This is a genomic window from Hydrogenophaga sp. FW305-3-2-15-A-LB1 (assembly GCF_058787875.1).
The window spans coordinates 20,892-32,180 of record NZ_JBYTAE010000077.1 but is presented as its reverse complement, the minus strand read 5'-3'; the positions used below and the strand labels follow the sequence as shown (position 1 = coordinate 32,180).

The window sequence follows — 11,289 nt, the reverse complement described above, 5'->3', positions numbered from 1 at the left end:
TCGCGGGCGCGGCGGGTGGCGCGGTCGGCACCATCGGTGGCGGGCACCTGGAGTGGGACGCGATGCGGCATGCCCGCACCCGACTTCATTTCGCACGCCGCCTCGCCGCACGACTACCGCAAGGACGGCGCGCGCCACATCTACGAACGCAATGCCCACCGCATTTACAAGGGCCAGCTGCCGCCCCTGATGCATGCCGTGGGTGTGCTGCAGGTGCAGGTCGATGGCCGCGGCAATGTGCAGAACATCAACTGGATGCGCGCGCCCAGCCATGTGCCCGACGTGATGCGCGAGATCGAGCGCACCGTGCGCGCCGCCGCCCCCTTCCCCGCGCCCGTGCGCATGGGCAGCGTGACCTACACCGAGGTCTGGCTGTGGGACAAGAGCGGCAAATTCCAGCTCGACACGCTGACAGAAGGCCAGCGTGACAAGTAGGCCTCGATCCCTTCGAAAAAAAACCCGCCATCCGGCGGGTTTTTTTTATGCCCGCTCAGCTGCCCCGGTAGGTGGAGTAACTCCAGGGGCTCACCAGCAGCGGCACGTGGTAGTGCTGGTCGGTGTGCGCCACGCCGAAGTCCAGCGACACGCGGTTGAGGAAATTGGGCTCGGGCAGCTTCACGCCCTTGGCCGCGAAATACCCCGTCACGTCGAACACCAGCCGGTAGGTGCCCACCTTCAGGCTGGCGTTGTCGTACAGCGGCCCGTCCGGGTTGCGCCCGTCCGCGTTCAGCGTGAAGCGTTTGACGAGCGTGGCCTTGTCGCCCTCGGTGGTGTGCAGTTCCACCACCATGCCGGCGGCAGGGCAGCCGTGCATCGTGTCCAGAACGTGTGTGCTCAAGCCCATGGTGTGTTGTCCTTCCAGTGTTTGATGGTCGACCGAAAGTGTATACACTTTTTGTTTTTCTGGATATGATGCGCCGCATGGAAACCTCCAGCACCCTGCACATCGTCGAGTCGCTCACGCGGGCCATCGTGGAGCACCGGTTGCACCCGGGCACCAAGCTGGCCGAGCAGAAGCTGGCCGACCACTTCGGCGTCTCGCGCACCCTGGTGCGCCAGGCCTTGTTCCAGCTCTCGCAGAACCGGCTGATCCGGCTCGAACCGGCGCGCGGGGCCTTCGTGGCCACGCCCTCGGTGCAGGAGGCGCAGCAGGTGTTCGCCGTGCGCCGCATGCTCGAGGTGGAGATGACGCGCGCCTTCGTGAAGACCGTGACCAACGCCAAGATCAAGGCGCTGCGCGAACACGTGGCGCAGGAAAAGATGGCCGTCAACAACGAGGACGTGGCCGGTCGCACCGAGTTGCTGGGCGACTTCCACGTGCGCATGGCCGAGCTCATGGGCAACCAGGTGCTGGCCGAGCTGCTGCGCGAACTCATCTCGCGCTGCGCCCTGATCACCCTCATGTACCAGAGCAACCAGGCCGCCGAACACTCGAACGACGAACACGCCGACATCGTCAAGGCCCTGGCCGCGCGCGACGAGGAACTGGCGGTGCGCCTGATGAACGAACACCTGCTGCACGTGGAGGAAAACCTGACCTTCGACCGCAAGCTGCCGACCAACGACATCTCCATGGCCTTGTCATGACGCTTTACGACTCCACGCGCGATTACCCGCGCGATCTGGCCGGCCACGGCCGCGATGTGCCTCATGCCCGCTGGCCCAACGGCGCGCGCATCGCCGTGCAGTTCGTGCTGAACTACGAAGAAGGCGGCGAGAACAGCGTGCTGCATGGTGACGACGCGTCCGAGCAGTTCCTGTCCGAGATGTTCAATCCCGCGGCCTACACCGCGCGCCACATCAGCATGGAAGGCATCTACGAATACGGCTCGCGCGCCGGCGTCTGGCGCATCCTGCGCGAGTTCGAGCGGCGCGGCCTGCCGCTCACCGTGTTCGGCGTGGCCACCGCCCTGCAGCGCAGCCCGGACGTGACCGCCGCTTTCAAGGAGCTGGGTTACGACATCGCCTGCCACGGCCTCAAGTGGATCCACTACCAGAACGTGGACGAGGCCACCGAGCGCGCCCACATGGCGCAGGCCATGCAACTGATCGAACGCCTCACCGGCAGCCGGCCCCTGGGCTGGTACACCGGCCGCGACAGCCCCAACACGCGCCGCCTGGTGGCCGACTACGGCGGCTTCGAATACGACAGCGACTACTACGGCGACGACCTGCCGTTCTGGATGAAGGTGCGCAAGACCGACGGCAGCGACGCGCACCAGCTCATCGTGCCCTACACGCTGGACTGCAACGACATGCGCTTCGCGCTGCCCCAGGGCTACTCGCATGCCGACCCGTTCTTCCAGTACCTGAAGGACACCTTCGACGCGCTCTACGCCGAAGGCGACCCCGACGGCCTGGACCGGCCCAAGATGATGAGCATCGGCATGCACTGCCGCCTGCTCGGCCGGCCCGGCCGCATCACCGCGCTGCAGCGTTTCCTGGACCACATCCAGCAACACGACAAGGTCTGGGTCGCGCGGCGCCTGGACATCGCGCGCCACTGGACAGCCACCCACCCCTTGACGCCCCCTGAACATGCCGCCTGAGGCCGCCCCCATGCCCATCACCCTGGAACAACTCAACCGAGCGCCGCTGGCCGAAGCCACGCAGATGCTCGACGGCCTCTACGAACACTCGCCCTGGATCGCGGAACAGGCGCTGGCCCAACGCCCCTTCGCCTCGCTGGCCGCGCTCAAGCACGCCATGGTGACCGTGCTCAACCAGGCCGGCCGGGAGCCGCAGCTCGCGCTGATCCGCGCCCACCCGGAACTCGCGGGCAAGGCCATGGTGGCCAAGTCGCTCACCGCCGAGTCCACCAACGAGCAGACCAAGGCCGGCCTCACGAACTGCACGCCCGAGGAGTTCGCGCACATCCAGCAGCTCAACGCGCAATACAACGCGAAGTTCGGTTTCCCGTTCATCCTCGCGGTGCGCGGCCCGCGCGGCGTCGGCCTGAACAAGCGCGAGATCATCGCCACCTTCGAGCGCCGTCTGGGCCACCCGGTGGACTTCGAGCGCGCCGAGTGCCTGCGCAACATCCACCGCATCGCCGAGATCCGGCTGAACGACAAGTTCGGCTTCGAGCCCACCGTCGGCCACCGCGTGTGGGACTGGCACGAAGACCTCGCGCGCCACAGCGACCCCGGCTTCGCCGAACACGGCCAGCTCACCGTGACCTACCTGACCGACGCGCACCGCGCCTGCGCCGCCGACATCGCTGCCCGCATGCGCGACTGCGGTTTCGACGAGGTGCACATCGACGCCGTGGGCAACGTGGTCGGCCGCTACCACGGCAGCACGCCCGATGCCCCGGCCCTGCTCACGGGCAGCCACTACGACACCGTGCGCAACGGCGGCAAGTACGACGGCCGCCTGGGCATCTTCGTGCCCATGGCCTGCGTGCAGCAGCTGCACACTGCGGGCCGGCGCCTGCCGTTCGCCTTCGAGGTGATCGGCTTCGCCGAAGAGGAAGGCCAGCGCTACAAGGCCACCTTCCTGGGCTCGGGCGCGCTCACCGGCCACTTCAACCCCGCGTGGCTCGATCAGCTGGACGCCGATGGCGTGAGCATGCGCGACGCCATGCGGCACGCCGGCCTGCCCGCCACGCTGGAGGCGATCGGGGCGCTGGAGCGCGACCCCTCGAAGTACCTCGGCTTCGTGGAAGTGCACATCGAACAGGGCCCGGTGCTCAACGAGATGGATCTGCCGCTGGCCGTGGTCACCTCCATCAACGCCAGCGTGCGTTACCTGTGCGAAGCCGTCGGCATGGCCAGCCACGCCGGCACCACGCCCATGGACCGCCGGCGCGACGCCGCCAGCGCGGTGGCCGAACTCGCGCTCTACGCCGAGCAGCGTGCCGCCGCCGACGGCGACTCGGTCGCCACCATCGGCATGCTGCAGGTGCCCGGCGGATCGATCAACGTGGTGCCCGGCCGCTGCCTGTTCTCGCTCGATCTGCGCGCGCCCAGCAACGAACAGCGCGATGCGCTGGAGCGCGACATCCTCGCGCAGCTGCGCGGCATCTGCGAGCGCCGCGGCATCGGCCTGAAGACCGAAGAAACCATGCGCGCGGCGGCCGCGCCCAGCGCACCCGCCTGGCAGGCCCGCTGGGAGAAAGCCGTGGCCGCCCTGGGCGTGCCGCTGCACCGCATGCCCAGCGGCGCCGGACACGACGCCATGAAGCTGCACGAGGTCATGCCGCAGGCCATGCTCTTCGTGCGCGGCCTCAACAGCGGCATCAGCCACAACCCGCTGGAGTCCACCACCAGCGACGACATGGAACTGGGCGTGAACGCCTTCTCGCACCTGCTCGACCAACTCGCCACCGAACACCCGAACTGAACGCCATCATGACCACCGAACACCAACTGGATGCCTGGATCGACGCCCACTTCGACGAGGAGGTGCGCTTCCTGCAGGAACTCGTGCGCGTGCCCACCGACACGCCACCGGGCAACAACGCGCCGCACGCCGAGCGCACCGCCGAGCTGCTCGGCGCCATGGGCCTGAAGGCCGAACGGCACGCCGTGCCCGCCAACGAGGTGGAGGCCGCCGGCCTGCAGAGCATCACCAACCTGATCGTGCGCCGCCCCTACGGACCGGGCAAGACCATCGCCCTCAACGCCCACGGCGACGTGGTGCCACCCGGCGAAGGCTGGACGCACGACCCCTACGGCGGCGAGGTGGTGGACGGCCGGATCTACGGCCGCGCCACGGCCGTGAGCAAGAGCGACATCGCCAGCTTCACCTTCGCGATCCGCGCGCTCGAATCGCTCAACGCGAAGCTGGCCGGCGGCGTGGAGCTGCACGTGACCTACGACGAGGAATATGGCGGCGAGGTCGGCCCCGACTGGCTGCTGAACAAGGGCCTGACCAAGCCCGACCTGATGATCGCCGCCGGTTTCAGCTACCAGGTGGTGGTGGCCCACAACGGCTGCCTGCAGCTGGAGGTGACGGTGCATGGCGACATGGCGCACGCCGCCATTCCCGACAGCGGCACCGACGCGCTGCAGGGCGCGACCCACATCCTCAACGCGCTGTACGCGCTCAACGCCGACTACCTGAAGGTCACCTCCCAGGTCGAAGGCATCACCCACCCCTACCTCAACGTGGGCCAGATCAGCGGCGGCACCAACACCAACGTGATTCCCGGCAAGGTGGTGCTCAAGGTGGACCGCCGCATGATCCCCGAGGAAGACCCGGCCGAGGTGGAAGCGTCGCTGCGCCGCACCATCGAACAGGCCGCGGCCAGCTTCCAGCCGCCGCGCGGCGGCCGCCAGCTCAAGGTGGACGTGCGCCGCATCCTGCTCGCGCGCGCCATGAAGCCGCTGCCCGGCAACCAGCCGCTGGTGCAGGCGATCCAGAAGCACGGCCAGGCCGTGTTCGGCGAAACCATCCCCGCCGTGGGCACGCCGCTCTACACCGACGTGCGCCTGTACGTGGAGCGCGGCATCCCCGGCGTGATCTACGGCGCGGGCCCGCGCACGGTGCGCGAATCGAACGCCAAGCGCGCCGACGAGCACCTGCAGCTCGACGACCTCAAGCGCGCCACCAAGGTGATCGCGCGCACCCTCTTCGAGCTTCTGCAACCCGCCTGAACCATCCATGAAACACCGCGCCCGGCGCGGTCTTGAGGGCTTGAACGCGTGACACAATGAACCCGCATTCAAGCTCTCTGGAGACAACATGACCCCTGCTGAACAAGCCCTGCGCGACGCCGCGTTCGAGTACCACCGCACGCCCTCGCGCGGCAAGATCGCCGTCACCCCCACCAAGCCCCTGTCCAACCAGCGCGACCTCTCGCTGGCCTACTCCCCCGGCGTGGCCTACCCCTGCCTGGCCATCGAGGCGGACCCGACGATGGCGGCCGAGTACACCTCGCGCGGCAACCTCGTGGGCGTGGTCACCAACGGCACGGCCGTGCTCGGCCTGGGCGACATCGGCCCGCTGGCCGCCAAGCCGGTGATGGAAGGCAAGGGCTGCCTGTTCAAGAAGTTCGCCGGCATCGACGTGTTCGACATCGAGCTCGACGAGAAGGACCCGGACAAGCTGGTCGAGATCATCGCCTCGCTCGAACCCACGCTGGGCGGCATCAACCTCGAGGACATCAAGGCACCCGAGTGCTTCTACATCGAGAAGAAGCTGCGCGAGCGCATGGGCATCCCGGTGTTCCACGACGACCAGCACGGCACGGCCATCATCTCGGCCGCCGCGCTGATCAACGGCCTGGAGCTGGTGGGCAAGGACATCGGCTCGGTCAAGCTCGCCGTGAGCGGCGCGGGTGCCGCCGCCATCGCCTGCCTGGACGTGATGGTGGGCCTGGGCGTGGCGCGCGACAACATCTTCGTCTGCGACTCCAAGGGCGTGGTCTACGAAGGCCGGCCCGGTGGCTACGACGAATCGAAAGCGCGCTACGCGCAGAAGACCGACAAGCGCACGCTGGCCGACGCGGTCGATGGCGCCGACGTCTTCCTGGGCTGCTCGGCCCCGGGCGTGCTCACGGCCGAAATGATGAAGACCATGGGCCCCAAGCCGATCGTGCTCGCCCTGGCCAACCCCGAGCCGGAGATCCGGCCCGAGCTGGCCAAGGCCGTGCGGCCGGACTGCATCATCGCCACCGGCCGCAGCGACTACCCGAACCAGGTCAACAACGTCCTGTGCTTCCCGTACATCTTCCGCGGCGCGCTCGACTGCGGCGCCACGCGCATCACCGAAGAGATGAAGCTGGCCTGCGTGCGCCAGATCGCCGAGCTGGTGAAGAGCGAGACCAGCGAGGAAGTGGCCAACGCCTACGCCGGCCAGGACCTGAGCTTCGGCCCTGACTACATCATCCCCAAGCCGTTCGATTCGCGCCTGATCCTGCGCATCGCGCCGGCCGTGGCGCAAGCCGCCGCCGATTCCGGCGTGGCCACGCGGCCCATCACCGACATGGACGCCTACCGCCAGCAGCTGGGCCGTTTCGTGTACCAGACCGGCATCCTGATGCAGCCGATCTTCAACGCGGCCAAGGCCTTGCCGAAGAAGCAGCGCGTGGCGTATGCCGACGGTGAGGACGAGCGCGCGCTGCGCGCGGCGCAGATGGCGATCGACGACCAGCTCGCGCTGCCGATCCTGATCGGGCGCCCGGCGGTGATCGAGGCGCGCATCGCCAAGGCCGGCCTGCGCATGAAGCTCGGGCAGGACGTGCAGAACGTCAACCCGGAAGACGATCCGCGCTTCCGCCAGTACTGGGAGCACTACCACCAGATCATGGGCCGCCACGGCGCGACACCCGAGGTGGCCAAGGCCGCCGTGCGCCGGTCCAACACCATCATCGGTTCGCTGATGCTGTCGCTGGGGGATGCGGATGCGCTCATCTGCGGCCTGGTCGGCGGCTTCATGACGCACCTGGAGCGCATCGACAACGTGCTGGGCCGCCGCCAGGGCGCGGGCCTGTACGCCTCGGTCAACGCGCTCATGACGAACCGGGGGCCGGTGTTCATCGCCGACACGTACGTCAACGAAACGCCGTCGGCCGAGGAGCTGGCCGAGATCGCGTGGATGGCGGCGCAGGAAGTGCAGCGTTTCGGGCTGCCGCCCAAGGTGGCTTTCCTGTCGCACTCCAGCTATGGGTCGAGCAAGCGCGCTTCCGCTCGCAAGATGGCCGATGCGCGCGACCTGTTCGTGGCGGCGCACCCCGAGATCGAGTGCGACGGCGAGCTGCACGGTGATGCCGCGCTGCAGCCCGAGATCCGCGCCGCCTACCTGGCCGAGACCACGCTGACGGGTTCGGCGAATCTGCTGATCTGCCCGAACCTGGATGCGGCCAACATCCTCTACAACGTGATGAAGACGACCACCAGCGGCGGCGTCACCGTCGGCCCCATCCTCATGGGCGCGGCCGGCACGGTGCACATCCTCACGCCGGCGGCCACGGTGCGGCGGGTGCTCAACATGACGGCGCTGGCGGCGGCCTGCGGTGTGGTGAAGAACTGAGTCTTCTCGCTTGTGTTTGGGAAGGGGCGCCTCGGGCGCCCCTTTTTTTCGCCTGCACCTCGCGGGCCCAGGGACGCCCGGCACTCTGCTCCGCGGGTGTCCCCCGCCCCGGCTTCGCCGGGGCTCCTCCTTTACCCCGCTGCGCAGAGCGCCGGGCATCCCTGGGCCGAAGTGATGTAGGCACACCCACCCTCGGTCTTTCAATCGCGAGCGCCTGGAGGTCGTTGGTGACGAGGGGGTGTGGCGCAGCGACGTAAAGGAGGAGGACCGGCGCAGCCGGTCCGGGGGACAGTCGCGGAGCCACGCCCCCTCGGTGCCGGCGACCGGTGCCACAGGAAAGCGAATCACCCGTGAAACAAGCCAGCCGCCGGTCCGAAACCGGGTTTCCCCTAGGCCGAGCCCAATTCGACAGTACACATAATCTGTATACAGTTTTGCATGCATTGAAGCCGAACCACGCCCCTCAAGGAGACCCCCATGTCCACCTCCGTCCACCCGGTTGATGAAGTCCTGCCCCCCGGCAAACTCACCGCGCTCGGCCTGCAACACGTGCTCGTGATGTACGCCGGTGCCGTCGCGGTCCCCCTCATCGTGGGCCGCGCGCTCAAGCTCAGCCCCGAACAGGTGGCCATGCTCATCTCCGCCGACCTCTTCTGCTGCGGCCTCGTCACGCTGATCCAGGCCCTGGGCGCCACCCAATGGTTCGGCATCAAGCTGCCCGTGATGATGGGCGTCACCTTCGCCTCCGTCGCCCCCATGGTCGCCATGGCCAACACCAACCCCGGCATCCAGGGCGCGGGCCTCATCTTCGGCTCCATCATCGGCGCGGGCATCGTCTCCATCCTCATCGCGCCCATCGTCAGCCGCATGCTGCGCTTCTTCCCACCCGTGGTCACCGGCACCATCATCGCGGTCATCGGCATCAGCCTCATGCGCGTGGGCATCAACTGGATCTTCGGCAACCCCGTCGGCGCCACCAGCCCTTTCGTCCCCAACACCGAGCACATCACCTGGCTGCACACCGTGAACGAGGCCACCGCCAAAGGCCTGGTGCCCGACATGCCCAAAGGCCTGTCCATCGCCAGCAGCGTGCCCAACCCCGCCTACGCACAGCCCGCCCACATCGCCATCGCCGCCATCGTGCTGGCCGCCATCCTGCTCATCGCCAAATACGCGCGCGGCTTCATCGCCAACATCTCGGTGCTGCTGGGCATCGTCGTCGGCGCCGTGGTCGCCGCCGCCACCGGCCTCATGACCTTCGAGAAAGTCAAACACGCCAACTGGTTCGATGTGGTGCTGCCGTTCGAGATTGCCATGCCCATCTTCGACCCCATCCTCATCCTGACCATGAGCCTGGTCATGATCGTGGTGATGATCGAATCCACCGGCATGTTCCTCGCGCTGGGCGACATGACCGACCGCAAGATCGACCAGAAGGCCCTGACCGCGGGCCTGCGCACCGATGGCCTGGGCACGCTCATCGGCGGCATCTTCAACACCTTCCCCTACACCAGCTTCTCGCAGAACGTGGGCCTGGTCGGCGTCACCGGCGTCAAGAGCCGCTTCGTCTGCGTGGCCGGCGGCGTCATCCTCATCGTGCTGGGCCTGCTGCCCAAGATGGCGGCGCTGGTCGAGTCCCTGCCCACCTTCGTGCTGGGTGGCGCGGGCCTGGTGATGTTCGGCATGGTGGCCGCCACCGGCATCCGCATCCTGGCCGGCGTGGACTACAAGGGCAACCGCAACAACCTCTTCATCGTGGCTGTCTCGATCGGCTTCGGCATGATCCCGCTGGTCGCACCCAACTTCAAGATGTGGATGCCGCACGCCATCCACCCCCTGATCGAGTCCGGCATCCTGCTGGCCTCCATCAGCGCGGTCGCGCTCAACCTGTACTTCAATGGCAGCCGGGGCGACACCAGCGCCGCCATCGAAGCGGCCAAACACGCCGAGGCGCACTGAGCGCTTCGCCCGCGCCCTTTCGACAAGGCCCCTTCGGGGGCCTTTTTCATGCGCGCACCGCGCCCGGACATGGTGCAAGCCCCGATGTGGTGCGCACCATTCAGGGTTAGTCTCGATGACGCACCGAACGTCTCGAACAAGAATCTGTATACAAATTCTGTGCTCAAAAGGCGCCCCGGCGCCTTTTTGCCGCCCAAGCTTTGCTGGCACCTTTATTGCTGATGACAAGGCATGCCCGGGTGACAGCTGAGCACCCCCTGCAACCCCGCCCATCACAGGAGAACCCATGAACAAGCGCCACCTCATCAAGATCACCGCTGCCCTGGCCGCGGCCGCCGCCTTCGGCAGCAGCGCCCACGCGCAGACGCCGATCAAGTTCCAGCTCGACTGGCGTTTCGAGGGTCCTGCCGCGCTGTTCCTGCAACCCGCCGCCAAGGGCTACTTCAAGGCCGCCGGCCTGGACGTGACGATCGACTCCGGCAACGGCTCGGGCGGCACCGTCACCCGCGTGGCCTCGGGCAGCTACGACCTGGGCTTCGCCGACCTGGCCGCGCTGATGGAATTCCACGCCAACAACCCGGAAGCGCCGAACAAGCCGGTGGCCGTGATGATGGTCTACAACAACACGCCGGCCGCAGTGCTCGCGCTCAAGAAGAGCGGCATCACCAAGCCCGCCGACCTCAACGGCAAGAAACTTGGCGCCCCGGTGTTCGACGCCGGCCGCAAGGCCTACCCGATCTTCCAGAAGGCCAACAACCTCTCCAACGCGAACTGGACTTCGATGGACCCGCCGCTGCGCGAAACCATGCTGGTGCGCGGCGACATCGACGCCATCACGGGCTTCTCGTTCACATCGCTGCTCAACCTCGAGGCGCGCGGCGTGAAGACCGAGGACGTGGTCATCATGCCCTTCGCCGACCACGGCGTGAAGCTGTATGGCAACGTGATCATTGCCTCGCCCAAGATCATCAAGGAGAACCCGGCTGCCGTGAAAGCCTTCCTGACCGCCTTCGCCAAGGGCGCCAAGGAAGTCATGGCCAACCCGGCCGCCAGCATCGATACCGTGAAGGCGCGCGACGGCATCATCAACGTGCCGCTGGAAACCCGCCGCCTGGTGCTGGCCATCGACTCCGTGGTCGCCAGCCCCGACGCGCGCAAGGAAGGCTTCGGCCAGGTCAACCCCGGCCGCCTCTCGCTGATGGCCTCCCAGGTGTCGGACGCCTACGGCACCAAGACCCGCATCGACCCGGCCACGATCTGGAACGGCTCCATGCTGCCCTCGGCCGCCGAACTCAACGTGCTGCCCCCCGCCAAGAAGTAAGAACGGCCACCGGCCGCCAGCCCGCGGCCCCG

Annotated in this window: 9 protein-coding genes; 8 read left to right on the top strand and 1 reads right to left on the bottom strand. The window is 67.5% G+C overall.

Going from position 1 to position 11,289, the window contains the following annotated elements; genetic code table 11:
- Positions 1–69 precede the first annotated feature (69 nt).
- Positions 70–435 (top strand): energy transducer TonB, encoded by a 366-nt coding sequence (locus AC3WPZ_RS21540; RefSeq protein WP_492441480.1) that lies wholly within the window; start codon positions 70–72, stop codon positions 433–435.
- Between the two features lie 55 nt (positions 436–490).
- On the opposite strand, the gene uraH is transcribed toward AC3WPZ_RS21540, so the two are convergent.
- Entirely contained in the window at positions 491–844 is a 354-nt protein-coding gene (gene uraH / locus AC3WPZ_RS21535) for a hydroxyisourate hydrolase (protein WP_291121102.1), read from the bottom strand.
- 68 nt (positions 845–912) lie between these two features.
- Here uraH and AC3WPZ_RS21530 point away from each other — a divergent pair, with 68 nt between their 5' ends.
- From AC3WPZ_RS21530 to AC3WPZ_RS21500, 7 genes are all read left to right on the top strand, one after another.
- Positions 913–1,587: a GntR family transcriptional regulator gene (locus AC3WPZ_RS21530; protein ID WP_291121100.1), complete on the top strand. Its 675-nt coding sequence runs from the start codon at positions 913–915 to the stop codon at positions 1,585–1,587.
- Positions 1,584–2,549 carry an allantoinase PuuE gene (puuE, locus tag AC3WPZ_RS21525; protein ID WP_444687194.1) on the top strand — a complete coding sequence of 322 codons (966 nt, stop codon included), beginning with the start codon at positions 1,584–1,586 and terminating at the stop codon, positions 2,547–2,549. The genes AC3WPZ_RS21530 and puuE overlap by 4 nt, the downstream gene beginning before the upstream one ends.
- 10 nt (positions 2,550–2,559) lie before the next feature.
- Complete coding sequence (gene uraD, locus AC3WPZ_RS21520) at positions 2,560–4,344, top strand: 2-oxo-4-hydroxy-4-carboxy-5-ureidoimidazoline decarboxylase (RefSeq protein WP_382321250.1); 1,785 nt, start codon at positions 2,560–2,562, stop codon at positions 4,342–4,344.
- Positions 4,345–4,352: 8 nt separating this feature from the next.
- Entirely contained in the window at positions 4,353–5,600 is a 1,248-nt protein-coding gene (locus AC3WPZ_RS21515) for a M20 family metallopeptidase (protein WP_444687195.1), read from the top strand.
- Positions 5,601–5,688: 88 nt separating this feature from the next.
- Complete coding sequence (locus tag AC3WPZ_RS21510; RefSeq protein ID WP_444687196.1) at positions 5,689–7,977, top strand: NADP-dependent malic enzyme; 2,289 nt, start codon at positions 5,689–5,691, stop codon at positions 7,975–7,977.
- Between the two features lie 477 nt (positions 7,978–8,454).
- Positions 8,455–9,936 (top strand): nucleobase:cation symporter-2 family protein, encoded by a 1,482-nt coding sequence (locus AC3WPZ_RS21505; protein WP_382155812.1) that lies wholly within the window; start codon positions 8,455–8,457, stop codon positions 9,934–9,936.
- A gap of 286 nt (positions 9,937–10,222) precedes the next feature.
- Positions 10,223–11,257: an ABC transporter substrate-binding protein gene (locus AC3WPZ_RS21500; protein ID WP_382321257.1), complete on the top strand. Its 1,035-nt coding sequence runs from the start codon at positions 10,223–10,225 to the stop codon at positions 11,255–11,257.
- Positions 11,258–11,289 lie beyond the last annotated feature (32 nt).